This window comes from Paenibacillus sp. EPM92 (assembly GCF_016586185.1).
GTDB classification, from domain to species: Bacteria; Bacillota; Bacilli; order Paenibacillales; family NBRC-103111; genus Paenibacillus_G; species Paenibacillus_G validus.
On the sequence record NZ_BCPS01000103.1, the window covers coordinates 1 to 25,801 of the forward strand.

Consider the following 25,801-nt stretch of genomic DNA (forward strand, 5'->3'; position numbering starts at 1 on the left):
CACATCCTTATTCTTAGACAACTGGACATTTGTGAAAAAAAAGAGAATGTTATTTATACTTGAAAAATGTAATTCCACAATGATTGCAATACTCGGCTTCTTCAACGCAATATTCATGTGATGGCTGAAATTTGATCTTGTATTCGTGAGAACAATATTCTTTAAGTTTTTTCTTGATTTCGTCTCGTTTTTTATAAAGTTCAAAAATTTGTTTTTTCAAAGCTTCTTCCTGCTTTATTAATTCGTCATAAGATTCCATGGAATTCTCCTTTTAGCTGGCATTACATATCGACCTAAGGGGGAGACTTAGGGGTGATCCAAACAAAACGTTCATTTTAGTTGATTTTCCAGCGCTTCATAACCGTTCGGGTTTTTTACCTGCCAGCGCCAAGCGTCAGCACACATTTCTTCGATGCCTCGTTTTGCCTCCCAGCCTAACTCCCTTTGCCTTGGACGGATTAGCATAACAGATCGCCACATCACCAGGTCTGCGGTCTACTAGCTTATACGGAACCATCTTGCCTGATGCTTTCTCGAAGGCTTGTATCATTTCCAATACACTGCAGCCTCTACCCGTACCGAGATTATAGGCACCCACTCCGGTTGTGTTTGTTATCTTCTCCAAAGCTTTTACATGGCCTACAGCCAAATCGACGACATGAATGTAATCCCTGACTCCCGTTCCGTCCGAAGTCGGATAATCGCTGCCAAACACCTGCAATTCCCGCAGTTTGCCAACCGCTACCTGTGTAATATACGGCATAAGGTTGTTGGGAATTCCATTCGGGTCTTCACCGATCCGTCCGCTTTCATGCGCACCGACCGGATTAAAATATCTCAGCAACGCAACGCTCCAGTCCTGATCGGCAATGTAAAAATCCCGAAGAAATTCCTCGATCATCAGTTTCGTCCGTCCATAAGGATTGGTCGCCATTAATGGAAAGTCTTCCGAGATCGGCACCCGTTCCGACATCCCATACACCGTAGCGGAGGAGCTGAACACCATTTTCTTCACGCCGAATTTCCGCATAACGTTGCAAAGAATAAGGGTTCCCGTGATATTGTTATGATAATAACGAAGGGGAATCTGTACAGATTCCCCCACGGCTTTCAGTCCCGCAAAATGAATGACGGCTTCAATATGATGTTCTGCAAAAACTTTCGTTAATCCCTCTTCATTCAAGATATCTGTCGGATAGAACCTTAGTGCTTTTCCAGTGATCTCACGGATCCTGTTTAACGATTCCAGCTTGCTGTTGGAAAGGTTGTCTACCACTACGATATCATAGCCTGCATTTAACAGCTCCACGCACGTATGGCTTCCAATGTAACCGGCACCGCCGGTGATCAGGATGGTCATAGCAGCCCGCCTCCTATTAACACATTTTCTTTATATGTAAATTCGATATTTGGGAAGCCAATTTAAACAAAATTCCGCACCATGTATCGCTTTATAACATCACATACAGTATTAACGTCTTCATCTCTAAGATAAGGATGCATTGGCAAAGAAAGTACAACATCACTGAGTTCATTAGCTACCTCAAAATCATTTTTATCAAACTCTAAATTCGCAAAAGCACCTTGCTTGTGCAAGGGTTTAGAATAGTAAATCATGCTAGGGATCCCCTGCTCTTTTAGTTTTGCTTGCAGACCATCTCGCTGCTCTTTATTTTTCAGCTTTATAGTGTATTGAGCAAAGCTTGAATAAAATCCATCCGGTATCACAGGTATATCAACAACGCCGCTAAGTCTTTCGTTGTAATACCGGTATACTTTGTTCACGTCTTCCAGCTCATGCTCAATAAAAGCTTTTAACTTAACTTTCAAGATGGCCGCTTGAATTGTATCCAATCTGGAATTAACGCCAATTCTCACATTATCGTATTTATCATCGCCTTTGCCATGAACCTTAAGAGATTTTAGAAGATGCACCAAATCGTCATCGTTTGTAAACACAGCCCCACCATCTCCATAGCATCCCAATGGCTTTGCGGGAAAGAATGAAGTCGTTGCTGCATGGCCGAAGCTGCAGGCTCTTTTACCATTAATATTACCACCAAAGCCTTGAGCGCCATCCTCCAGTATTAGTAACTTATATTTTTCCGCTATTTTTTCTATTTCGGGATAATTTGCCGGTAACCCAAACAAATCAACGGGGATGATAACTCTCGGAATTAACTTGCCCTCAGCTATTGTTTTTTGAATTGCTTTCTCCAGTTTCACCGGGTCTAAATTGAAGGTCTCCCTGTCTACATCAACAAATACTGGAGTTGCTCCGCGGAATGAAACAATTTCGCCTGTAGAGAAAAATGTGAAATCCGGTACGAACACTGCGTCGCCTTCTTTAATTCCCCAAGCCATCATTACAAGAGTCATTGCTTCCGTTCCATTGGCACATGAAATACAGTGCTTAACCCCAACATATTCGGCCAACTGAGCTTCCAATTCACCAACTTGTTTGCCACCTATAAAGTCTGCATTAAGTAGTACTTCCTGTATTACAGAATCAATCTCGTCCTTATAGGTTTGATATTGTGCTTTTATGTCTCTAAATTGCATGTTATGGCTCCTTCTCTTTCATTAGGTCATGTTCTCACTCTTGAGTGCTTTTCTAGCATCTACTAAATAAATGAATCCTCTGTTTTCCTCCAGCTTTCCATCCACCACCTTATACTCTCTACCGCAATCCTTACAATGAAGCTCAGCTTTAAGCTGTATACCGCATTCACAAACCCAACCTATTTGCTTGGCCGGGACTCCTGCCATCAGAGCATAATCAGGTACATCCTTAGTCACCACTGCACCGGCAGCAATCATCGCCCACTTGCCAACCGTATTGCCGCACACAATGGTCGCATTTGCGCCGATAGAAGCTCCGTATTTTATCAGCGTTTTCTTGTATCCGGCACTTCCTTTAGGGTATTTGCTGCGCGGCGTCAAATCATTCGTAAACACCGTGGAGGGTCCGCAAAAGACGTAGTCCTCCAGCTCTACTCCTTCATATACAGAAACATTATTCTGAATCTTCACACCCTTGCCAATCTTGACATTATTTGAAATATTGACATTCTGACCGAGAGAGCAATTTTCTCCAATTTGCGAACCTTTTTGAACATGGCTAAAATGCCATATTTTCGTGCCTTTGCCAACGGAGGTCCCTTCATCAACATAGCTGCTTTCATGTACAAAATAGTCTGTCAATCCATCTCACTCCTGTCTTATTCACCCTTGCTTATTAACGCTTGCACCGTTTCGAGCACTTTAACCACTTCGTATCCGGATTTGCCGTTGGCAATTTCAATTGTTTTATCGAGATGTTTAATGAAATATTTGAGTTCTTCAGCCAGAGGCATACTTTTCTCATATGAAATGATCTCATCGGGCTGTTCTACTTTAATCGGCTTTCCATCGACCCAATCAATACGTTTATTGTAATAAAGTATATTTTTTTCAGAGGAATCATCGAAGGAAATCATACCTTGGCTACCTACTACAACCAGTCTTTGTTCTTTGAAGGGATGCAGCCAGGAAACAAAGATATGAGCATGCACATTCCCAGGGTAAGCAAGCTGAGCCATGGTCACATCGTAAACTGAATTCTGTAGGAATTTCGATCCTTTCGCCTCTATCTTGATGGCCGAAGAGCCAATGAAATAATCCAAGATGGAGATGTCATGAGGCGCGAATGACCAGAAGACATTCTCCTCCGTCCTGACTGTTCCCAGATTTAATCGGGTTGAGTATACATAGTAAAGCTGGCCGATCTTACCGCTATCTATAACTTCCTTTATTTTTATAATTGCCGGGTGGAATAGTAAGAGATGACCTACCATAAGTCGGGCCTTCGTTTGCTCTGCAATATCTACAAGCTCTTTTGAATGCTCTGAGGAAAGGGTCATTGGTTTTTCTATTAGTACGTTCAAGCCTTGTGCCAACAGCTTCTTTCCCACAGGATAATGTGTTTCGGCAGGTGTTGCCAATATGTATCCATCAAATCCATGCTCGATTGCGGCATCCAGTTCGGTAAATCCATGTACCGGATATTGAGCTAACAGCTCCTCTAGTCTCTGTTGATTGGCTTCCACTATACCCGCAAGGTTACCCATTTGAAAGAGAGTTTTGATGTGGTTTTGCCCCCAACGTCCCCCACCGATAACGCATATTTTTTTGTCCATAGCCAATGCTCCTAGATTTATTGATATATATTTATGTGTTTTTAGTGCAAATTATAGAACTTCGATATTTGCTCTATTGCTTATTCCCTTTAATGCATTTTTGGTATCGAAAATGATTTGCGCATGCTGCTGTACAAAATGATAGTCCACATTGGAATGTGCTGTAGTAATTAAAACCAAATCCGCATTTTTAATAAGCTCGACGGTTAACTTCAGTTCGCCTTTCACAACTTTTCCATGCTCCCGATACTCTGGAACGTAGGGATCAAAGTAAACAACGTCCGCACCCTCTTTTTCCAGTTCTTCAATTACTCGGATAGCCGGGCTTTCCCTATAATCGTCAATATCCTGCTTATAAGCCACCCCTAGTACTAAAACTTTTGCACCGTTTATTGCTTTCTTGTATCGATTGAGTATTTTTCTTGCCCTCTCCACACAATATTCCGGCATACGGTCGTTAATCATCATTGATGCTTCAATCATTGAAGTATGAAAGCCATATTCACGGGCTTTCCAGGATAAATAGTAGGGGTCGAGTGGAATGCAATGTCCACCTAAACCCGGACCCGGATAAAATGCCTGGAATCCATACGGTTTTGTTTTAGCGGCATCAATAACTTCCCAGAAATTAATACCCATCTTGTTACATAAAATCGCTAGTTCATTAACGAGTCCAATATTAACATTCCGATACGTGTTCTCGAGAATTTTCTCCATTTCTGCAATGGCCGGAGAGGACACCCGGTGTATCGGCGCCTCTAAAACACTCTCATATAAAGTAGCTGCTACGTCCGTACATTCCGGGGTAATACCCCCCACGACTTTAGGAGTATTTTTCGTCTTGTAAATCAGATTACCCGGGTCAACGCGCTCCGGTGAAAAGGCAAGATAGAAATCCACTCCGCATTTTAATCCCGACGTCTCAAGAATTGGTTTCAGAAGTTCTTCTGTTGTTCCAGGGTATGTGGTGGATTCCAGAACGATCAGCATATCCGGATGCATATAAGGGACGATGCTTTCCGCTGAAGCCTTCACATAGCTGATGTCCGGCTGCTGATGTGAATCCAATGGTGTTGGTACGCAAATACATACACAGTCTGCTTTCGCTACTTGTGCGAAGTCAGTTGTGGCAGAAAGAGAACCTGATCTGACGATAGATTCGAGATCTTCATTAACCACATCTCCGATGTAATTATCTCCAGCGTTAACCATATCTACCTTGGATTCTTGCACATCGAAGCCGATCGTTTTGAATCCGGCTTTCGCTTTCTCCACTGCCAAGGGAAGCCCCACGTATCCAAGACCAATAACACCAAGTGTTGCTGTTTTATTTAATAGTTTTTGTTTTAATTTATTCATCAACATTACGTTACTCACAAAGAATTCCTCCCATTTTTGATAGATTTACAAATAACAATAAAGGCAGCGTAGATTACAGAAATCTAAAGTTTTTTTGCACATTGTATGATACTGCTAGCATTAAATCCTCCATTTATTAAAAAATATTTAAAATTTTACAGCACAAAAAAGGAGAATTATCGATATTCCCCCCAGATAACATTTTGTAGAAAAAATCGTAGATAGAGCGATGGACGTCTGAATACCTGATATTAGATTATATGTGTAAACATTTGAAAACAAATTCAACAGCGTTTCATTCAAAGTGGTCCGTTGCATGAAGCTTGACTGGTAGATTGTCAATCTAATGTTATAACCTTTTTTGCGATTTCTTCGTAAGAAAAAAATTTCACGCCTTCAGTAGAAGCAACATCTTTCATATGCTTTAAAATACTTTTATTCTCAAGTAGAGTATTTAATAATGTCTCGATCTCTTTTTCGTTCGGCTTCTCTAAAAATATAACATTTCCTCCCAAATCTAAATATTCTAAACCATTCCATTTTTTAATGATTAGTGGTAACCCACTGGCAATAGCTTGTTGCCATAAAGCTGATTGAGTTCCTGGAAATAAAGCTACATCTGCCGAACTATATAATTGATATATTTGATCAATCGATAATAACCCTATAAGTTTTATGTTATCAGGGGAACGTTGCTGAATATTTTGAAGTATTTTATAGTATTCTACAGAAGTTGGAATCCCAAAAACTATAACTTTTAGATTTTTATTCTTTAAATTAGACACAGCGTTCATCAACACATGAGTATTTTTTCTTTCATCAAGTTTACCTCCCGTAACAATCATTAAATCTGAATTATCAATATTATATTTTTTTCTAATATGCATTCTAGTCGCTTCTGTATTATTTGAATTAATTAAGTCAATATCAGCCCCTAAAGGAAGAAGCTCTAATTTATTTTTATTAATTCCATAAAAATCTTTGGCAAATTGCATACATTCAGGTGTAATCCCATAAACTTTTCGATAGCATTTTTGTGTAAGTTGATTAATAAACTTTAAAACTAATACGAAAATAGAGAACTTAATACCGCCTTTAACTTTTGAATTAAAGTAATCTTGATGATTATCAGCGACTACAACACAATTAGAATTAACTTTTCTTGCATACTTTAATACTTGTAAAGCAGATATACTTCCTAAACCATGCACCATAATAAAATCAGGCTTAATTTCACAAAGCAAATTATAAATTTTGTAATATGTAAATGCGTCTGTTAATTTAGTAGTAAGAAATTTGCTTTTTTTTAATCTAAATACTTGAATACCTTCCTTCGAAAAATATTTACCACACTCTGTATTGATAATTTCGCCATTAATTTCACTATGTTTCATATTGTTCGTAATTACAGTAACACTATGTCCCATTTTTTTATGATATTTCGGAATTAAATTCTCTTGATATCCCCATCCATCAGTATAAGGGCCATTTAGGCATAAATGTACTATATTCATAATTTTACCCCCACTAAAAAATAGAGTTACCTATAAACTGTAGTACTAGAAATAAAATAGTAGACAATGTAATAAATCTTAAGAAATATCTGCTTCCAAAAGAACTATTTTTAAATGCATAAACATAAAATCCAATATATAAGATACTATTAGTAGCTGTTAAGAATAATACCGTAATTATTTTGTCATTAAAAAGATATCCTCCAATATAAATTGCAGTAATACTTACTATGAGCGATATGATAGTATGGATTAGATTTATTTTTTGTTTCCTTATAACAACGAAAAAATAAGACGCACTAAAAAAAATACTTGATAATAGAAATTCTAATGATCTGATTTTCACCAAATTTCCACTAAGAACCCAATCACTACCTAAAAATATTTTAAAAATTGAGTCACCAAATACCCCCAATATTAAAAAGGGGATAAAGGAAATATAAGTAATTAATTTGATAGTCTTGTAAGTTAATTCCCCAGGGTCATCCCCATTATTAACTATTTGTGTTGCTTGCTTGAAATGTATCTGTCCTAGTGCAGAAGCGATAAATACAATGGGTATAAACAATAAACGTTGCCCCATGTTATACTGACCTAAAAAAACGTCACCAAATAATTGAGATAACATTAAAATAGGAATGTTTAATGTTACACCTTTTATGAAATTGGATGACATTTGATATTTAACAAAATCGGAATATTCCTTCAATAATAACTTTAAATTTTGGAATGAATGTTTATATTTTAGTGGTTTAAAAATTAAATGCAAATAAAAAAAGGCAACACTCTGGCTAATTAACATTCCCAAAATCAGTCCATAAGATTTGAAGCTTGTTAGCCCTAGTGTAAATGTAACAAGGAAATTTAATACAGCACTAATTATTGGATTCCAGAACAGTATATTATATGCTTGCTGCCTATTTCCCCATGTTCCAGTTATGCTAACAAGATTATTTGATATGAGTGCTATTGCTAATAAAATACAAGCAATATAATATTGTATACCAATATCTATTACCTTTATCCATGGAGAAATAACAAAAACAATCGCAAGGAGTACCACGCTCAATGTAACACAACTTATAATACAAATTCTGTATATACCACTTGCATCTCTTTCATCTTTTGGAGAAATAATAGCCGAAACTAAACCCAAGCACATAAGTCCATTAATTATCGAATAAGTTGACGTAAATATACTGAACTCTCCATAATATTCCGGACCATATAATCTAGTATTCACCGGCACGAAAATAAATGATAGTGTCTGAGCTATGATATTTCCCATTGCAATTTTTAGTGTACTATTTATTATTGTTGATTTAGTAAATTGCTCTAAAATTTTCTTTAATCGTTTAATATTTTTTTTTTCTAACTTTAAACTATCCATAAGTAAATTTAGCTTCCTCGCTATTTAGTATTGGTTTGCTAAATTCAAAATTAGAACATACTGTTATATAAAACAAAAGTAAAATATAGTTATATGAGAAGATGACTAAAACGATTTGGATTTATTTTATATATAAATCAATTTCATAAATCGCAAGCCTTGATTTAACTAACTTTTTTTACCATAAGAAAGGAGATGCCTCCCCAAATCTCGAAAGTGTTAACAACCCAGCAAAACACTGAGATGAAAGGAGAACTCCCTATGCCTTATATTCGACACGAGAGTCTGTTTACCCTTCAAGAACTTATGAGTTAGAGCAAAAAGATCGTTTCGAAGTCATCTTTTCTGCTGTGGACATCACTCCCATCTTACGGTTGGTCAGAAAAAAGTCTCGCTACGGAGCCCCAGTTGAAGTTAATTATCAAGCGATGATTTATTCGTTGATTGCCAGGATAGTGGAGCGCATCCCAACGATCAAAGACTTGTTGAAACGACTTCGAGAAGATATCTTATTCCGCATGGATTGTGGCTTTTCCCTGTCGGAGAAGATTCCCTCTGCCGCGTCTTACTCGAGACTCATCGAGAAAATAAGTCAAAGCGATGCTCTAGAACAAATTCAGGAGCAAATCGTAAAGCAAGCTCTGGACGAAGGCTTCATTACGGATGATACGGTAGCCATTGATGCCACCCATATCGAAGCCCGAGATCAAGCCCCTGCGAAGCAGGAGCAAAAAAATCCAGAACCCAAAAAACGTGGACGAAAGTCAAAGTGCATGAAGCTTGGTTAAAGCAAAAGCAAGAAGAAGAACAGAAGCCGATTTATGAAAAAGAAATAGCAGCTCAATTAAATGAGCCTTACGACACTATAAGAAAGGAGATGCCTCTAAACCCACAGTGGGGAGTCAATAAAAGCAGCGAAGGGAAAAACGTATTTTGGTACGGCTATAAGGGACTTTTGGCGGTAGGAACTCAGAGCCAATATATCCTTGGATCCTTTTTCATCGGGAAATCTAAATGACGGGAAAGCGGCAATCCCTTTATTAAAAGGCATCGCATTAAAGCTCAAAGGCTATTCGTTTAAATATGCCGCGATGGACGCAGGTTACGATTACGAACCGATTTACAAGTAAGTTAGTTCATCTGGAGCCCATGCCGTCATTGCTTACAACCGACGGCGAGAACCCGAACTTCTGGGGGTTGATGAGCATTTCGCACCAACCTGTGTCAGGGAGCATTCCTATCGTTATGATAGCTACGACGCCAAATATGAAACGTTAAAATATGTTCGACCGAAGGAATGCGAGAACTGTCCGTTAGCTCAGGATTCGCTCTGTCAGAAAGTGTACAAGATAAAGATTACAATGGATCTACGCAAGTATACCGCAACCGCACGCGGATCGGAGTCCTGGAAAAATATAGCTAAGAAGAGATCTGCGGTCGAGCGTGTGAATGCTTACTTGAAGGAATTCTATCAATTGAACAATGTAAGGCATCGGACAGGACAAAAGCAAAAGTTCATTTCAATCTCATCACGCTGATATACAATTATATGACGTTAGCCTGTGATCGACTGAACCAGCAATACCGTAAGCTAGCCGCGTAGAAATTTTAAAAAACAATTTTTTGATTTTCGGCTAGTCCGCATATCTGTAACTACACATTATGAAATTGATTCATATAAAAAATAAATAAACTCGGTTTATAATAACTTACTGTCGTAAAGAAAGATTGCTTCATTTTAACTTTAATCACAATCTGAATATCTCCATTACCAATGCAATATAACAGTATAGTATATAACATGGTAAACGATGAATATAGCGTAATTTGGTTATGTAGAACCCACCCTAACCATACTCGATACATGGTTACTATGTCTCATTGTGATAGTGTTTTGTTTCTACTATTTACCCATGTAGGATGCTTATGTAACCGTTAAGTCCTTTTGAACATTTTTCGATAATTAGGAATGAACATTTCGCTGGTAAATGACCGTGGCTTGACATGGAGCCTCTGTGGGCATGATTCATTGCAAAAGCGGCGTCCCCACTGGGTTTTGCCTTGCCAAAGCAGGCTATCATGCCCACCACTCCATGTAAAGCCACTGGAAAATAGTGTTAAAAATTATTTATCGCTCATTGTTCATTGCTATTTAACGGTTACAGCCTTACTTGAATTTTTTATCTCTAACTTAATTTTTTTGTTCATAATTGCGTTAATTAACCCCCCCAACATCATCCAAAAATATAAATTAGTTAAATAACTACCAGACAACATACTTCCTACAATGACAATTGAAACGAAAATTATTGAAATATCATTCCATTCATTTATATAGAATCCACAAATTATGAGCAATAAAATTAATACTAAAAAAATTGTGCCTAGTAGAATACCATATTGAACTAGAAATTCCAAAATAATATTGTGGGGATAAGTTCCATCAAGTAACGCTCTATCACCGTAAATTCCATATCCACTAAAGAAGTTGATATTTATGTATTCAATAGTTTTAGCATATAGTAATTCTCTACCATTTAAAAAATTTATAGTTTCATTTTGTAGAAGTGCAAGGGTTCTGCTATAAATATTAAAAACTCCTAAAACATTCTCTATGAATTTATATAAATATTTATCATAATTCACGAATAGTATAGTGATAAAAGAAAGTGAAAGCGTAAATGATATCTTTTTTTTCACAGTCATTTTACCAAATATAATCTTAAAAAAAATTAGAGAGACTATAGTCAATATTGGACCTCTAGAAGATTTGATTAACACCATTATAAAACCCAATATGGATAATATTAGATCTAACTTATTTTTTTATTAAACCATTTGTTTAATAAAAAAATAATCGGGATGGACATTTCATAACCAAAGACCATATCGTACCCTGAACTTCGATATTCTTCTTTCATGGAATAAAAGAAAAAGTATAATCCCCCAAGTATAATTAATATATATGAAGTACTATAAAGATATTGAAGTAATATTTCAGGTTTCTTAATAGATCTAACTAAAAGGAATGCAGGTATACACTTTAAAAACAACTCAGGGCCATATTTTTCAATGTATGGTTTATTTTCAGGCACGAATATATAACTTATTATCACCATTAATATAACCAAAGCTAATATCCCTAAAATATCTGCAGTTATTCTTTTTTTTAACAAAAAACAATATAAAAAACCTGAATAAAGTATAATATCAAATAAAACAGTAGTGATTTTTGTTCCTAAGTCGATACCCAATCCGATATTTTTAAACCCTGCAATCAGGATAATAGTTCCAAGATATTCTAAAATCATAATACATATCACTATGCTTAATACTCTGTCATTCCTATCATCGATACTCTTGGAATCCATCTCATATTAACTCCTTGAAACAATTTTTTGTTTTCAACTGTTTTTGAGTATTAATAGATCCATTACATAAGCACTATGCACTATCTTTTTTAGCAAGATATACTTAAAACCCTATCAATTATATTTTATTATTTCTCGGTATATTTTCATCAAATTTATTAAATTGTTTTCTCTGTTGTGTGTTGTTAGTGCCCGCTTTGTTGCTCTCTCGGATAACTTAAGCGAAATTTCATCGTTGCTGAATACTTCACATACATAGTGTGCTAACATATAAGACTCATCAAAAGGATATAAGTAACCTTCTTCCTTGTGTGAAAGCATATCTTGTACTCCACCAACACAGGATGATACTGAAGGTACCCCTAATATCATGGCTTCACCTAAAGAATTCGGACTGTTCTCTATACTTGATGCTGATACAAAGACATGCGCCTTTAAAAATTGCATACACATTGCCTTTTCATTTAGTTCTCCTGTAAAGGTAATATGTTTTATTAGTTGAAGTTCCTCAATTAGTTCGCGAATGTATTGTCCATACGAAATGCCCACACGATCCGTTAAAGATTTTCCTTTAGTAATATCCGCGCCAGCAATATATAAATGAGCTTGTGGGTAAAATTTCAATATTTCAGACAAAGCTTGAAGTATAATATGCAACCCCTTAATCGGATACACGCCTTGGCTGACAAATATTGAAAATCTTTCGCAATTATCGATTGTCCATTTATGTTTATAGAATTCACCACGCAATGTTTCATTACAAAAATAGTAATTTACATTCTTATTGATTTGTTTCGTACACGCATAATCCCAAGTCGTCCTTCCAATGACATGCTTTGCCTTCTTTAATGCCTCAACCTCAAACAAACCTCGAATTTCAAACCTTTTTTGTTGTCTAAGAATCATTTTTTTTCGTAAATAGTTTTTTATTATTCTAGAATTCGGTTGCATAAAGAATGACAAATTAGAAATATAGTGCCTTGAATAAACAGAGACAAGACCCTGTATAGATACAACCGTTCTATCGACAGGACAAACATTCATCATGGCCAAAGTATGGGGGTATTCCGTTCCAAATATGTGAATAATATCTGGATTTACAGCTTTAATGACACCTTGTAGGTAAGTTTCAACATTCGGTTCATATTTACAGGGATCCATGATCTTTTTAGGAATTGCATAGTACGTTATGTTATCAATATGGTGAATTTCAAGCGAATTTATATTATTATGAAAAAATATAATGTGTAATGAGTTATTTTCATAATTTTTTAAATCCTCCGATAGCCCAATGAGCCAGCCTCCTCCATGGTCAATGTTTAGGTTAAATACTTCTGCTGCCATAGGTAAGACTCCATTACATAGCCACAATATTTTCATATTTACAAAATCCCCTAACTATTATTCAGTTAATCTGTGTACATTCTTAATCATTGAAATGATTTTTTTCGCTTGTATAGCATTGTTTTTCTCTCTTAATACAAACTCCTTAGCGTTTAAACCTTTTTGATGTAGTTCATCTTTTGATTTAGACATTATTTCTTTCATTGTCTTACTGATTCCATCAATTGTTTCATCTTCAATTAAATAGACATATTTATAGTACTCCTTTGGCATCCCTGGAAGTTTCGTCGTTAATGTGGGGGTACCTGAGACCATATACTCCATATTTTTGGATGGAAATGAATATTTTGTGAATAATCTATTAGTAGGACGTGGATTAATAAGTAATGTCGCTTTCAACTGTTCATTTATTACAATATCATTATGAACAGAACCATGATAATATATGTGACTTTCTTTTTGTGTAATGGCAATTATCTCATTCTCATAATCACCACTTCCATATATGTGAAGCTCGCTATTGGATAAATTTGCTTTTAAAAATGACTCTATCAATATATCAATGCCATTAGCCCTATTTAGAGAACCAGTATACATACAGATCTTTTGCTCATATTTTTGTTTCAGACTGTTGTTTGTATTCAGCATATTCACATCCACCTGACCTTCAATAACACAGTAAGGCTTTAACTCTGGATTAACAATTTCATTCATTGCTTCTGTTAACAAAACATATGAATCAAGTGAAAAGATAAGTATCATATTAATTTTTTTTGATACTCTATTTACTATACTTACCTCACCTTCATCTTCTGCAAAAAAGCCAGGAACATCTGTCACAATCCCAGCAACATGTCTATTTAGAAATTTCCCAGCCAAAAGCGCACCATAGCTAACACTCATATTTAGTACATCACAAATAATAACTGCCTTTTTATTTTTGATCCCCCATATAAATGTGCAAAAAAAAGAAAAGATAAAAATCATTAACTGTCTTACTAATGGAAAATTGATAAAAGGAAGATATAAATACGTTAATGTATTCTCTCTTTCCTTTTTCTGTGTCCAAAATAATCTATTTGATACACGCCGGCTTATAGGTCGCGCAGAAAGAGCTGTGACCTCTACATTTTGATTTAATGAAAATCCTTCAGCCATTAAAACATGATACTTCTGTGCCGGTTGTGAGATGGTGCTTTTTGCAATTTCGCATATTTTTTTATATTCTTTTTTTGAGCAAAGTGATGATACATATAAAATCTTCATGTTTTTACTCCCCAAGTCTAAATCTTCCTGGAACCTTGATACTTGAAAAATTTAAATGATATTATTTCATCTCTTCTTTGATATGAGTTAAAATTTCAAAATGTTTCTTTGCCATTGCCTCAATCGTATATAACTTCATCTTTTTGAGGTTATTATGTGACATGATTGTTCTAAGCTTTTTATCATTTAAAACTCTAAGAATACCTTTAGCTAGTGCGTTTACATCATCGGAAGGAACAATACACCCATTTACGCTTTCATTTATAAGTTCAATCCCAGCGACACAATTTTTCGTTGTAATCACCGGCAATCCTTGAGCCATCGCTTCATTAACTACTAATCCCCATATATCTTCTCGAGTTGGAAGGACGAATAAATCCGCAGCTCGGTAATAACGCATTAGTTCTTCTTTCTTTTTAAAACTTTCAAACATGACGTCAGATAAGTTCAGCTCATTTTTAAGGTCAACGAGCTTTTGTTTATCCGGCCCCTCTCCGACAATTATCAAAGTTGTTGCCTCAGGAATAAACTTCCATGCTTTAAGCAAGACGTCAATCCCTTTTCGATTAATAAACTGACCTACAGTGAGTACTACCTGTTCACCCTTAATTCCTAGCTCTTGACGCAAAACCCTCTTTTCTTGACCACTGACAGGTGCGTTAACAATATCCGCACTGCTAGTTGATGTAAAAGGATATGTATATATGTTATCCTTGCTTGCCCCATAGTAAACGAGATACTTATCCGTTTCACTTCCGGTACTCAGCCACCATGATGCACTTCCAATATAATGTTTTTTGATCGCATACTTCAGCAATTTATCTTGTTTCACAATTCCCCCATCGCTATTCAGAATAAAGGGGATACCACGAGCTCTTAGCGTTTCGATTGCAAATATCCCAGTTGGGGTGCTATAACCGCCTACAATAAATATGTCAAATAGATTTTTTTTCAGCCATTTTGCTATCGAAGGACAAAATGCTCCATCGTGTCCAACATTTATTCCTTTAAGAAATACTGGTCTAAAGTTTTGAACCTCAGACGAAACCCATTCCTTATTACGGTCTGTTGCAGTTGATCTTTCAAAAAGGACCGTCAATTCACAATAGTTTCCTAATTCATTAAAAAAATCAATCCTATACGGAGCCGGAATATTTGTTAAAAACAATACTTTCAATTATTATCCCTCTATCCATTTTGAAGTACTGCGATCTCATAGTTATATTCTAAAAAACCTCACAGTATTGTTGAATGTACTCTCTAAATTTATCGTTTTTATCGTATAATTTCGAACGGTTTACACAAGCAGTACGATCTTTAAAATTATATCTAATATTTTGAATTGCATTTAATAATTCATTCACGTTTTCCTTGCTCACCACAATGCCACAACTTTCATCAATACTTTCCACACTACCGCCAGTATTAAATGTAATAACAGGTGTGCCGCATGCTAATGCTTCCAAGTTCGTAGTTGGAAAATTATCCTCTAGTGTAGGATTAATAAATACATCTGCGGCTGAATAAATTTCTGCTAATTCGATTATATTATTGGTCTTTGCTATTCCCATTATATTTTTTGGAAGTTCCTTTATTTGTTTGTCTGTTAATCCCACCAAAACTATACTTACATCCTCTTTAATTTGTTTGGATAGCTCAATGAAATATTCATATCCTTTTCTCTTATCCCAAACACTGGCTACTCCCAAGATAACATATTTATTATTTAAATGATTTATCTCTCTAAAATTACTTTTGGTTGGTTTAAAAACATCTAAATTTATTCCATTGTTAATGACTTTGACTGGATATTCCCTTAATAATGACTCTTTTACTAACTCCGCAAGCCATTTAGACGGAGTAACAATGGTCATATTTTTTATTCCTGTAAAGATCTCTTTTTTCATTAGATAATTACTTTTTGAATTATCTATGATATAACTTGATGGGTAATTCTTTGTTTGTGGACAATCATGACAACCCGTTTTCCACCGATTACAACCGATGAAATCAAAATGAGAACAGTGCCCGGTAAAAGCCCAACAATCATGCAGCGTCCATACAACTGGTTTATTCGCTTGCTTTAGATATTCAAATAAAATTTCAATATTAATGTAATATCCGTGAAGATTATGTAAATGGATGATATCCGGATCGAGTTTTTCAACTTCTGTTATAAAATCTTGCGTAGCCTTCTTCGACCCGAATCCATGCTTATCAAATACTCTTGTTAAAGCTACATGGCCGTAATTATCATATTTTGTACCTATTCTAATCGAACTATCACAATTCATAGGAAGATCTCGACCGTATGCAATAAAGCTATCATGGCCTTGTTCAAGCAATATGTTATGGATATCTGTTGCTATTCTCCCAGTACTTCCTACCCCACATACAGAATTAATCTGTAATACTTTCACTAGCTGGTCCCCCAAACAACTCGATTCACATAATCTGTATATGACAAAATAATTCTAAGCACCTTATCCGATACATTAGGTATACTATAATCTTCCACAAGCCTTAATGAGTTTTTTTCTTGTGTTTCTAAAACCTCTAGTCCCTGTAAGATTCTTTCCTTCTTTAAACCTACCATCATCACCGATGCTTCTTCCATCGCTTCCGGTCTTTCATGAGCTTGCCTAATATTTAGTGCTCTAAAGCCAAGGATAGAAGATTCTTCACTGATCGTACCGCTATCACTAAGAACGGATTTTGCATTTATTTGAAGTTTGATGTAGTCATTAAATCCTAAAGGTTTCATTGTTCTCACCAATGGATTAAATTCTATCCCTTTAGCATCAATCCTATTTCTAGTTCTAGGATGAGTGCTTACGATCAGAGGCATGTTATATTTTTCTGCAATCGCATTTAAACTATCAACTAAATCCAGAAAATTGGTCTCTGAATTTATATTTTCTTCCCGGTGAGCTGAAACTACAAAATAATTTCCTTCTTCAAGTTCCAATCTCTCTAATACATCTGATTTCTCAATATCCTCTTTTCTTGAATTAAGAACTTCAAACATGGGACTTCCAGTTTTGATAATTCGATCTGCAGGAAGGCCCTCTCTTAACAAGTATTCTCTTGCTATATCGCTGTATGTTAAGTTGATATCCGCTATATGATCTACAATTTTTCTATTCGTTTCTTCCGGTACTCTTTGATCAAAGCATCGATTTCCGGCTTCCATATGAAAAATTGGAATATGCTTCCTCTTGGCTGCAATTGCACATAAACAACTATTCGTATCTCCCAACACTAAAAAAGCATCTGGCTTAACTTCCTCCATAATAGGATCAATTTTAATAAGGATATTCCCAATCGTTTCAACCGCTGTACCAGTAGCTGCATTAAGAAAATAATCCGGTTTCTTTAAATTAAAATCTTTAAAAAACACTCCATTTAATTCATAATCATAATTTTGACCCGTATGGACAAGCGTATGTTCTATGGCATTGGATTGTTCTAATTTATTAATCACAGCCGACAGTCTTATAATCTCCGGCCGGGTACCTACGACTGTCATGACTTTTAACTTCTTCATTACGTTATACCTCCAAGTAGTAAGTATCCGGCTTCTCAGGATCAAAGTACTCATTCGCCCACATAATCGTGACCATATCGGTATCGCCAAGGTTCTGAATATTATGTGTGTAGCCGGTCGGTATATCTACTACTTCCAATTTATCTCCACTGACAAAATATTCAATAACTTCATCAGCATCAATTTTTCTAAAACGAATTACACCTTTACCGCTAACCACGAGAAACTTCTCATTCTTTGTATGATGCCAGTGGTTTCCTTTTGTTATACCAGGTCTAGATATATTAACAGAAACTTGACCTCTATTCTGAGTCTTAATAAACTCTGTGAAAGAACCTCTTTGATCTACATTCATCTTTAAAGCATAACTGAACTGATTTTCTGGCAAATGACTCAAATATGTACTATATAATTTTTTCGTAAATTCATTAGACATATCAGGAATAGATCGTTCTTCACGACTTTTTTTGAACGAATAAATCAAATCAACGATCTCTCCAAGAGTAATTGTGTGAACGACTGGAACCTCACAGTAATCTCCAACCGAATGTTCATTTCCGCTTAAAGCGTTGATTAGTTCTTGTACTACATCATCTATATAGACTAACTTCATTGCAACATTAGGATCGTTTACGGTAATCGGTAATTCATGAGCAATGTTATGACAAAATGTCGCAACTGCACTGTTATAGTTAGGTTTACACCACTTGCCAAAAACATTCGGGAAACGATAGACAATAGCCTTCGCTCCTGTTTCTTTACTATATTCAAAAAGCAGGTCTTCACCTGCTTTTTTACTCATGCCATAGGGGTTATCCAGTTCAGCTTGAATTGAGGAAGAAATCATAACCGGACAGGTGTTTTGATATTTCTTCAACGTATCAAGTAGTGTTGAAGTAAACCCATAGTTTCCGTCCATAAATTCAGACTGTTCCCTGGGACGGTTTACACCGGCCAGATGAAACACAAAATCCGCTTCCTTACAATATTTATCAAGTAAAGACGGATCTGTTTCCTTACCATATTCCAAGATATCATTGTAGTTTCGATTTCTGAGCTCTGCGATTAGATTTTTGCCGATAAACCCCTTGGCACCGGTTACTAATATCTTCATACTTGAATCAATCCTTTTTTCAACTCTTCTTGAACATAGTCAAGCTTTAATAACTTTTCTTTAATCTGTTCGATGTTTAATCTTTCAGTGTTATGAGAGTTATACTCAACTTCATAAGATAATTTATGATCCCCTTCTATAAAATACTTATCATAATAAAGATCTCTCTTATCAGCAGGAACTCGATAGAATCCGCCTAAATCTTGTGCGACTACATGTTCTTCCCTTGTAAGTAGAGTTTCATATAGTTTTTCGCCATGACGTGTACCGATGATTTTGATTTCATTGTCTGCATTAAATAACTCCTTGATCGCTTGTGTCAGATCCCCAATGGTCGAAGCAGGTGCCTTTTGCACCATAATATCTCCGGCTTCAGCGTTTTCGAATGCAAATACAACAAGCTCTACCGCTTCCTCAAGACTCATCAGGAATCTGGTCATATTAGGCTCTGTAACGGTTAAAGGTTGACGATTTTTAATCTGTTCAATAAAAAGTGGAATGACTGAACCTCTGGAAGCCATCACATTGCCGTAACGCGTACCACAAATAAGAGTTCGGTCAGGATCTACTGTCTTTGACTTAGCTACATATACTTTTTCCATCATCGCTTTCGAGATTCCCATTGCGTTTATGGGATAAGCAGCTTTATCGGTAGACAGACAAATTACTTTTTTAACTTCGTTCTCAATCGCGGCAGTAAGTACATTCTCTGTACCCAATACGTTTGTTTTCACCGCTTCTATCGGAAAAAACTCACAAGAAGGAACCTGCTTCAAGGCTGCGGCATGAAAGATAAAGTCTACATTATGCATGGCATTCTTGACACTGGATAGATCCCGTACATCACCTATATAAAACTTGAGCTTGTCATTTTTATAATATTTTCGCATGTCATCTTGTTTCTTTTCATCTCGAGAAAAAATTCGGATTTCCTTTATATTGGTATCTAAAAATCTTTTCATGGCTGCATTTCCGAAAGAACCGGTACCGCCTGTGATTAGTAATGTCTTATCTTTAAACAATTTGTTTCTCCTCCAATACCAGATTCTCTCTAAAGTTTCTATCCATTCTATTTAACAGTACTTCTTTATTAAAGTTTTTATCATAATAGCTTCTGGAATTAACACCTAATTCTTGCAATTCTTTGCTTGACTTGGACGATAATTCAATAATTATCTCAGAAAGTTTTTGAGCATCACCAGCAGGACTTGATAAGCCTGCCTTTGATTCATTAATAATTCGGCTTGTTTCACCATCAGCAGAAGCAATAATTGGAATTCCACATGCCATGTAAGATTGAAGTTTTGCGGGAATCGTCATTGCGAACAGTGGATTATCCGTTAAGCATAAAAAAGCAGTTTCGCTAGCTGCCATAAATTCCGGAATTCTATTTGCAGGTTGATTTGGAATAAAATTGAACATATCAGCTACATTATTAGAATTTATCATTTTAACTAATGTTTCTTTATATCTGCCATCACCGACTATATTAAAGCGAATTTTTCTATTAACTTGTTTCTCTTTTATCAATACAGCTACTTTAGGCAAAATATCTAAACCCTGAGCGTTACCAATATTCCCAGTAAATATTATATTATAATTACCATCATTTGGTATTTCTTCAATAATCGTTCTCTTTAATGGTCTATAAAAATCTTCAGCATATTGTGGCCAATACTCTAATACTTCTCTCGTAACATTCCGTTTTTCAATTGCATGTATAAAGCTACTTGAAGTAGTAAAAATTTTTGTACACCGTGCATAAATGTAATCAACCATTTTACCAATAGCACCCATAATATGTTTATTTGTTATCCCTGTAATAATTTCTACATTTTCGGGCCAAAGATCTTGTACATATAAGTAACACGGTATCTGCCTTTTTTTCGCATACCAGACGCCAGGCAAGGCTTGTGTCATCGGCGATACTTCAAATATAAATACATAGTCAGCTTTTATTTTCGTGAATACTTTCCAAAAGAATCCGGATACTACAAAGGATAAATAATTTAAAGCAAGCGTTATCGGGTTATTTCCTCTTGGTATCAATGGAATTCTAATAATCTCAATACCGTTATACGTTTCTTTTCGTTTCTTAAACAGCCCAAACCCTTGATAATATTTACCTTGTGGATAGTTGGGAATCCCAGTTATAACTGTTACTTTATATCCTCTTTTAACCCATTCCGTACATATATCATTAATTCTAAACTGCTCAGGGTAGAAATATTGTGAAATAACCAAAATATGTTTTTTCAATTCCTTATCAACCCTTTATCTTTTCTTTTCCGTCATTTCAATCGTTTCTCGTAAATCCCTAATTTGATAATGATTTTTATAAGTGCTCATTTTTTTCTCATAGACTAAATTGCCGAATACTTTATTAACAATCCCTAGCCTTAATCCCATCACCTTTATAGCCGGGTTGAACACCTTTGTAAGTTTAATCTTCTTCCCATGCGCTTCAGCAATCAGCCTTACCAATTTACTTGTATTAACATATTCACTATTTTGAGGAAAGAAAAACCCTCTCTCTTCATTATCAACCATAAGTCTAATAAACTCACATAGATTATCTATATGAAGCATACTCCGCTCATTATTAATGTCAGGAAACAACGGTAGAATCTGTGCCGCCTTTGACAACTTTGAATAATTGCCTTTTGATCCTTTTCCATAAATCATTGGAGGCCTCAAAATTACCACCTTAAATTCATCATCGTCCAAAAGCTTTAATCCCTCTTCTGCTTGCAATTTACTATTACCATAAAAGTTACTCGGCGTAGGTACTGTGTTTTTATCAATAACCCTTTTATTATTGCTGCTATCTCCATACACAATAATACTGCTCATAAAAATGAACTGCTTTACACCTTCTGCTTTAGCTTTTTCAGCGGTGTCTATTGTAAGATCACGGTTCACTTTATAATACGTCTCTTCCATTCTAGGATCTGTTGAGACGTGTGCTACCCCTGCCACATGAAACACAACATCATACTTTGAGAAATCTTGTTCTTTCCATGAATCATTTCTTAAGCTAATCGAATCTATTGAATATCTAGTGGGAAATTTTTCTAGCCACTTCTCTAGGCTTGTTCCTACATAGCTGGTTATTCCTGTTATTAGTATTTTTTTCATTTTAAAATGCTCTCCTTACTACTTGCCACTTCCTTTTTTCCCATTGACCCAATCCCGCCTTCAATAACCCCGTCACTCTTAACAACACTAACGATAGTCCCGAAAAAGCACTTAACATCCATCCAAAAACTTATCTTCTCAATATACTCCCCATCCAACTTCGCCTTTATATCAATAGGAAGTTCGTCCCTACCATTAATCTGTGCCCAACCTGTCAATCCAGGCTGCACGTTATTGGCACCATACTTATCACGTTCAGCAATCAAATCATACTGATTCCATAACGCCGGTCTGGGCCCAATAATACTCATCTGCCCAACAAATATATTCCAAATTTGCGGTAGTTCATCAAGTGAAGTTTTTCTCAAGAACTTACCCATCGTTGTTATGTATTGCTGCGGGTTTTCTAATAAATGAGTCGGAGTATCCTTAGGCGTATTTATTTTCATAGTTCGGAACTTCAATATATTAAAATGTGTTTTGTTGATACCAACTCTTTTTTGTTTGAACAGTACCGGTCCTCGTGAATCCAGTTTGATAGCTATAATAAGAAACAAAAATATTGGCGATAAAACTATTAATCCTATTAAAGAAAGAATGATATCTATCAATCTTTTAATTTTCATATACATATCAGTTACACTCCTTGATAGTTATTAGTATTTTAGCACTTAATTTGGATACACAAATTTCTGTTATCCAACCAATTACTAAGCCGCTAAAAACTATCCTAGCTTTCCTAATAATTAAACGCTTTAGCTATAAAAAACAATACGTAACAAAAATAATCTATTTCATAGTCACATGCTCTTTTTCAATTATGTTTGAAAGATACTGCAACAAATCGCTTCTCAACTCGTCTCGTTTTAATGCAAACTCGATCGTTGTTTGAATAAATCCAAATTTCTCCCCTACATCGTATCGTACACCCTCAAAGTTATACGCATAAACGGCTTCATAACGATTCAATTCGGCAATGGCATCGGTAAGCTGAATTTCTCCACCTGCCCCCGGTGTCTGATTTTCTAATATTTCGAAGATTCTTGGTGTTAAAATATAACGACCCATAATTGCCAAATTGGACGGAGCCTGTTCTCTCTTCGGCTTTTCTACCAGATCATTTACACTGTACAGTCGATTGTGAATCTCTTTGCTGTCTACAATACCGTAACGTGACACTTCTTCGTCCGAAACCGTCTGTACGCCGATTACGGAAGATTTATATCGATCAAACTGCTCCATCATTTGCTTCAAGCATGGCTTCGCTGCCTGTACAATATCGTCTCCAAGCAGCACGGCAAACGGTTCGTTGCCGATAAACTTCCGTGCGCACCAGATAGCATGGCCGAGTCCCTTGGGTTCTTTTTGCCGGATGTAATGAATATCTGCCATTTTAGAAGACTTTTGCACTTCATCCAGAAGCTCCAACTTGCCTTTTTCCAGCAAATTCTGTTCCAGCTCAAAATAATTGTCGAAATGATCCTCGATCGCCCTTTTCCCTTTCCCGGTGACGATAATAATATCCTCGATTCCCGATGCAACCGCTTCTTCTACGATATATTGAATCGTTGGCTTATCGACGATCGGCAGCATTTCCTTCGGCATTGCCTTGGTGGCGGGAAGAAATCGGGTGCCAAGACCCGCTGCCGGTATAATTGCCTTCCGAACCTTCATCTTAGGCAGTTCTCCTTATCTTCATATTAATTCATTCTTCATTAATTACTTAACAACCACGAGCTCCGGCTTTACCTTCTTCCTATCAAACACGATATCCATAATCTCTTCCCGCAATGGAATTGGCGCCTGCTCTTTATAATTCTCAATGAGCCTATCAATCCATTGCATATGGTTCAAGGCTGCTTTGCCTACATAAATCTTCGGATACACCTGCTCTTCATGAACCTCGTTATCGTTCAGCAGCTCTTCAAACAATTTCTCGCCCGGTCTGATTCCTGAAAACTCAATGCCGATTTCCTCCTCGGTATATCCGAACAATCGGATTAAGTTTTTCGCAAGATCCACAATCTTCACCGGTTCTCCCATATCCAGGACGAAAATCTCACCGCCTTTAGCCAGTGCACCGGCCTGAAGAACTAATCGGGAAGCCTCCGGGATGGTCATGAAATAGCGAACCATATCCGGATGAGTTACCGTGACCGGGCCTCCCTTTCGGATCTGCTCCTTAAAGAGCGGGATCACGCTGCCCCGGCTGCCCAATACATTGCCAAAGCGAACGGCGACAAATCTTGTGCGGCTTCTCTGGCCCAGATCCTGAATAATCATTTCCGCGAGCCGTTTTGTTGCACCCATCACACTGGTTGGATTAACCGCTTTATCCGTAGATATCATAACAAACGTGCCAACGCCATGATGATCCGCAGCCTCCGCAACATTTTTGGTCCCTATCACATTGTTTTTCACCGCTTCTTCCGGATTTCGTTCCATCAAAGGGACATGCTTATGAGCAGCCGCATGGAAAACGACGCTGGGCTTATGCTGTTCCATGATCTTAAAGATCTTGTCGCGGTCTTGAATATCCGCAATCTCGGTGATGTATTCAATCTTGTTCGTATGGCTTGACTTCAGCTCCATTTCAATGGAATAGATGCTGTTCTCCCCGTGCCCCAACAGGATCATTCTGGAGGGAGAAAATTTTGTCACTTGCCGGCAAATTTCCGAGCCGATCGAACCGCCTGCTCCGGTAATCAGAACGGTATTTCCGGTAATGTAATCGGCAATAGCCGAGGTATCCAGCTCCACCGGTTCTCTGCCGAGCAAGTCTTCCACTTGTACATCCCGAAATTCGCTGACCGCAATTTTACCGGTCATCAAATCCTCAAGCATCGGTACAATTTGCGCTTTCGCTCTCGTCTTATTGCACTCGGTTACGATTTGATTCAGTTCCTTTTTACTGAGGGAAGGGATCGCTATAATGATATTTTGAATGCCCAAATTGTTGACAGCCTTCTCAATTTTTTCTCTGCCGCCTAAGACCGGAATACCCAGCAGCTCCAGCTTGTGCTTCGTCGCGTCATCGTCAATGAAAGCAACGGGATACAATTCTGCTTCTTGATTGTGCTTGAGCTGTCTGGCCACCATGGTGCCCGCTGCTCCCGCCCCGACGATTAGCGTACGTTTCTTACCGCTGTTATCCACCTTGGAGATGTGGCTGTCGCGATATAACCTCCACGAGAAACGGACACCGCCGATGAGGATAATGTGCATCATCCAGGTAATGATCAAGGTACGGTGATACACCGCCTGAAGTGCAGCCACTTGAACTAGATAAGTGATGAGAATGGAAAAGGTTATCGCTTTAAAGATGGATACCAATTCGCCGACACTGGCGTATTTCCACACTCTTTTATACAACTTATAATAAGAAGCAAATAAATGATGGCATATCAAAAGACTGATCGAGCTGATGAGAAGTGTCGGTGTAAACACCAGTTGTGCCGGAGGCACCAGCATCAAATTACTGACATATATAGAAGTCAGTACGATGATGGAATCGATCAGCATTAAATAAGCCAAACGTCGTCGATACGTCATCCGCGTTTCTCCCCTCGTTAATCATTCA

Annotated in this window: 21 protein-coding genes and 2 pseudogenes; 1 reads left to right on the forward strand and 22 read right to left on the reverse strand. The window is 36.9% G+C overall.

Annotation, left to right across the window (positions count from 1 at the left end):
- Window positions 1-49: 49 nt before the first annotated feature.
- The 8 genes and pseudogenes from JMF85_RS25465 to JMF85_RS25500 form a co-directional block, all read right to left on the reverse strand.
- Window positions 50-259 carry a hypothetical protein gene (locus tag JMF85_RS25465; RefSeq protein ID WP_201319202.1) on the reverse strand — a complete coding sequence of 70 codons (210 nt, stop codon included), beginning with the start codon at window positions 257-259 and terminating at the stop codon, window positions 50-52.
- Between the two features lie 71 nt (window positions 260-330).
- Window positions 331-1,360, reverse strand: a pseudogene (gene galE / locus JMF85_RS25470) (UDP-glucose 4-epimerase GalE).
- Window positions 1,361-1,422: 62 nt separating this feature from the next.
- A complete protein-coding gene (locus JMF85_RS25475) occupies window positions 1,423-2,562 on the reverse strand; it encodes a DegT/DnrJ/EryC1/StrS family aminotransferase (RefSeq protein ID WP_201319203.1) in 1,140 nt (379 codons plus the stop codon).
- A 21-nt stretch (window positions 2,563-2,583) separates the two neighbouring features.
- The gene (locus JMF85_RS25480; RefSeq protein ID WP_201319204.1) at window positions 2,584-3,204 is read right to left on the reverse strand and encodes an acyltransferase; all 621 of its coding nucleotides are present in this window, start codon (window positions 3,202-3,204) and stop codon (window positions 2,584-2,586) included.
- A gap of 17 nt (window positions 3,205-3,221) precedes the next feature.
- Window positions 3,222-4,178: a Gfo/Idh/MocA family protein gene (locus JMF85_RS25485; RefSeq protein WP_201319205.1), complete on the reverse strand. Its 957-nt coding sequence runs from the start codon at window positions 4,176-4,178 to the stop codon at window positions 3,222-3,224.
- Between the two features lie 51 nt (window positions 4,179-4,229).
- On the reverse strand, window positions 4,230-5,537 hold the full coding sequence (locus JMF85_RS25490) for a nucleotide sugar dehydrogenase (RefSeq protein ID WP_201319245.1): 1,308 nt from the start codon (window positions 5,535-5,537) through the stop codon (window positions 4,230-4,232).
- Between the two features lie 338 nt (window positions 5,538-5,875).
- Window positions 5,876-7,051 (reverse strand): glycosyltransferase family 4 protein, encoded by a 1,176-nt coding sequence (locus JMF85_RS25495; protein WP_201319206.1) that lies wholly within the window; start codon window positions 7,049-7,051, stop codon window positions 5,876-5,878.
- 13 nt (window positions 7,052-7,064) lie between these two features.
- The gene (locus tag JMF85_RS25500) at window positions 7,065-8,441 is read right to left on the reverse strand and encodes an oligosaccharide flippase family protein (RefSeq protein WP_201319207.1); all 1,377 of its coding nucleotides are present in this window, start codon (window positions 8,439-8,441) and stop codon (window positions 7,065-7,067) included.
- Between the two features lie 261 nt (window positions 8,442-8,702).
- Here JMF85_RS25500 and JMF85_RS25505 point away from each other — a divergent pair.
- Window positions 8,703-10,044: pseudogene (locus JMF85_RS25505) on the forward strand (transposase).
- 545 nt (window positions 10,045-10,589) lie between these two features.
- Here JMF85_RS25505 and JMF85_RS25510 read toward each other — a convergent pair.
- The 14 genes from JMF85_RS25510 to JMF85_RS25575 all read right to left on the reverse strand — a co-directional run bounded on the left by JMF85_RS25510 (window position 10,590) and on the right by JMF85_RS25575 (window position 25,773).
- Window positions 10,590-11,237 (reverse strand): O-antigen ligase family protein, encoded by a 648-nt coding sequence (locus JMF85_RS25510; RefSeq protein WP_269103772.1) that lies wholly within the window; start codon window positions 11,235-11,237, stop codon window positions 10,590-10,592.
- Between the two features lie 17 nt (window positions 11,238-11,254).
- Entirely contained in the window at window positions 11,255-11,812 is a 558-nt protein-coding gene (locus JMF85_RS25515; protein WP_201319209.1) for a hypothetical protein, read from the reverse strand.
- Window positions 11,813-11,926: 114 nt separating this feature from the next.
- Window positions 11,927-13,156, reverse strand: a complete 1,230-nt coding sequence (locus JMF85_RS25520) for a glycosyltransferase family 4 protein (RefSeq protein WP_236595998.1) — start codon at window positions 13,154-13,156, stop codon at window positions 11,927-11,929.
- A 57-nt stretch (window positions 13,157-13,213) separates the two neighbouring features.
- Window positions 13,214-14,422: a glycosyltransferase gene (locus JMF85_RS25525; protein WP_201319211.1), complete on the reverse strand. Its 1,209-nt coding sequence runs from the start codon at window positions 14,420-14,422 to the stop codon at window positions 13,214-13,216.
- Between the two features lie 61 nt (window positions 14,423-14,483).
- Window positions 14,484-15,599 carry a glycosyltransferase family 4 protein gene (locus JMF85_RS25530; protein ID WP_201319212.1) on the reverse strand — a complete coding sequence of 372 codons (1,116 nt, stop codon included), beginning with the start codon at window positions 15,597-15,599 and terminating at the stop codon, window positions 14,484-14,486.
- Window positions 15,600-15,648: 49 nt separating this feature from the next.
- Window positions 15,649-16,842, reverse strand: a complete 1,194-nt coding sequence (locus JMF85_RS25535) for a glycosyltransferase family 4 protein (protein ID WP_201319213.1) — start codon at window positions 16,840-16,842, stop codon at window positions 15,649-15,651.
- The gene (gene wecB, locus JMF85_RS25540; RefSeq protein WP_201319214.1) at window positions 16,842-17,969 is read right to left on the reverse strand and encodes a non-hydrolyzing UDP-N-acetylglucosamine 2-epimerase; all 1,128 of its coding nucleotides are present in this window, start codon (window positions 17,967-17,969) and stop codon (window positions 16,842-16,844) included. Before wecB ends, JMF85_RS25535 begins: the two co-directional genes overlap by 1 nt.
- A 4-nt stretch (window positions 17,970-17,973) precedes the next feature.
- Window positions 17,974-19,083: a capsular polysaccharide biosynthesis protein CapF gene (locus JMF85_RS25545; RefSeq protein ID WP_201319215.1), complete on the reverse strand. Its 1,110-nt coding sequence runs from the start codon at window positions 19,081-19,083 to the stop codon at window positions 17,974-17,976.
- A complete protein-coding gene (locus JMF85_RS25550) occupies window positions 19,080-20,105 on the reverse strand; it encodes a polysaccharide biosynthesis protein (protein WP_201319216.1) in 1,026 nt (341 codons plus the stop codon). Before JMF85_RS25550 ends, JMF85_RS25545 begins: the two co-directional genes overlap by 4 nt.
- Complete coding sequence (locus JMF85_RS25555) at window positions 20,098-21,342, reverse strand: glycosyltransferase family 4 protein (protein WP_201319217.1); 1,245 nt, start codon at window positions 21,340-21,342, stop codon at window positions 20,098-20,100. Before JMF85_RS25555 ends, JMF85_RS25550 begins: the two co-directional genes overlap by 8 nt.
- 15 nt (window positions 21,343-21,357) lie before the next feature.
- Entirely contained in the window at window positions 21,358-22,221 is an 864-nt protein-coding gene (locus JMF85_RS25560; protein ID WP_201319218.1) for an NAD-dependent epimerase/dehydratase family protein, read from the reverse strand.
- A complete protein-coding gene (locus tag JMF85_RS25565) occupies window positions 22,218-22,853 on the reverse strand; it encodes a sugar transferase (RefSeq protein ID WP_201319219.1) in 636 nt (211 codons plus the stop codon). The genes JMF85_RS25560 and JMF85_RS25565 overlap by 4 nt, the downstream gene beginning before the upstream one ends.
- Before the next feature lie 157 nt (window positions 22,854-23,010).
- Window positions 23,011-23,895, reverse strand: coding sequence for a UTP--glucose-1-phosphate uridylyltransferase GalU (gene galU / locus JMF85_RS25570; RefSeq protein WP_201319220.1), 885 nt, complete (start codon window positions 23,893-23,895; stop codon window positions 23,011-23,013).
- A gap of 45 nt (window positions 23,896-23,940) precedes the next feature.
- Window positions 23,941-25,773 carry a polysaccharide biosynthesis protein gene (locus JMF85_RS25575; RefSeq protein WP_201319221.1) on the reverse strand — a complete coding sequence of 611 codons (1,833 nt, stop codon included), beginning with the start codon at window positions 25,771-25,773 and terminating at the stop codon, window positions 23,941-23,943.
- Window positions 25,774-25,801 lie beyond the last annotated feature (28 nt).

Excerpts from the sequence above, each read along its gene's own strand:
- JMF85_RS25465 (WP_201319202.1), bottom strand. The coding sequence starts at position 259 with ATGGAATCTTATGACGAATTAATAAAGCAGGAAGAAGCTTTGAAAAAA.
- JMF85_RS25475 (WP_201319203.1), bottom strand. The coding sequence starts at position 2,562 with ATGCAATTTAGAGACATAAAAGCACAATATCAAACCTATAAGGACGAG.
- JMF85_RS25485 (WP_201319205.1), bottom strand. The coding sequence starts at position 4,178 with ATGGACAAAAAAATATGCGTTATCGGTGGGGGACGTTGGGGGCAAAAC.
- JMF85_RS25490 (WP_201319245.1), bottom strand. The coding sequence starts at position 5,537 with ATGAATAAATTAAAACAAAAACTATTAAATAAAACAGCAACACTTGGT.
- JMF85_RS25495 (WP_201319206.1), bottom strand. The coding sequence starts at position 7,051 with ATGAATATAGTACATTTATGCCTAAATGGCCCTTATACTGATGGATGG.
- JMF85_RS25500 (WP_201319207.1), bottom strand. The coding sequence starts at position 8,441 with ATGGATAGTTTAAAGTTAGAAAAAAAAAATATTAAACGATTAAAGAAA.
- JMF85_RS25515 (WP_201319209.1), bottom strand. The coding sequence starts at position 11,812 with ATGGATTCCAAGAGTATCGATGATAGGAATGACAGAGTATTAAGCATA.
- JMF85_RS25520 (WP_236595998.1), bottom strand. The coding sequence starts at position 13,156 with ATGGCAGCAGAAGTATTTAACCTAAACATTGACCATGGAGGAGGCTGG.
- JMF85_RS25525 (WP_201319211.1), bottom strand. The coding sequence starts at position 14,422 with ATGAAGATTTTATATGTATCATCACTTTGCTCAAAAAAAGAATATAAA.
- wecB (WP_201319214.1), bottom strand. The coding sequence starts at position 17,969 with ATGAAGAAGTTAAAAGTCATGACAGTCGTAGGTACCCGGCCGGAGATT.
- JMF85_RS25545 (WP_201319215.1), bottom strand. The coding sequence starts at position 19,083 with ATGAAGATATTAGTAACCGGTGCCAAGGGGTTTATCGGCAAAAATCTA.
- JMF85_RS25560 (WP_201319218.1), bottom strand. The coding sequence starts at position 22,221 with ATGAAAAAAATACTAATAACAGGAATAACCAGCTATGTAGGAACAAGC.
- JMF85_RS25565 (WP_201319219.1), bottom strand. The coding sequence starts at position 22,853 with ATGTATATGAAAATTAAAAGATTGATAGATATCATTCTTTCTTTAATA.
- galU (WP_201319220.1), bottom strand. The coding sequence starts at position 23,895 with ATGAAGGTTCGGAAGGCAATTATACCGGCAGCGGGTCTTGGCACCCGA.
- JMF85_RS25575 (WP_201319221.1), bottom strand. The coding sequence starts at position 25,773 with ATGACGTATCGACGACGTTTGGCTTATTTAATGCTGATCGATTCCATC.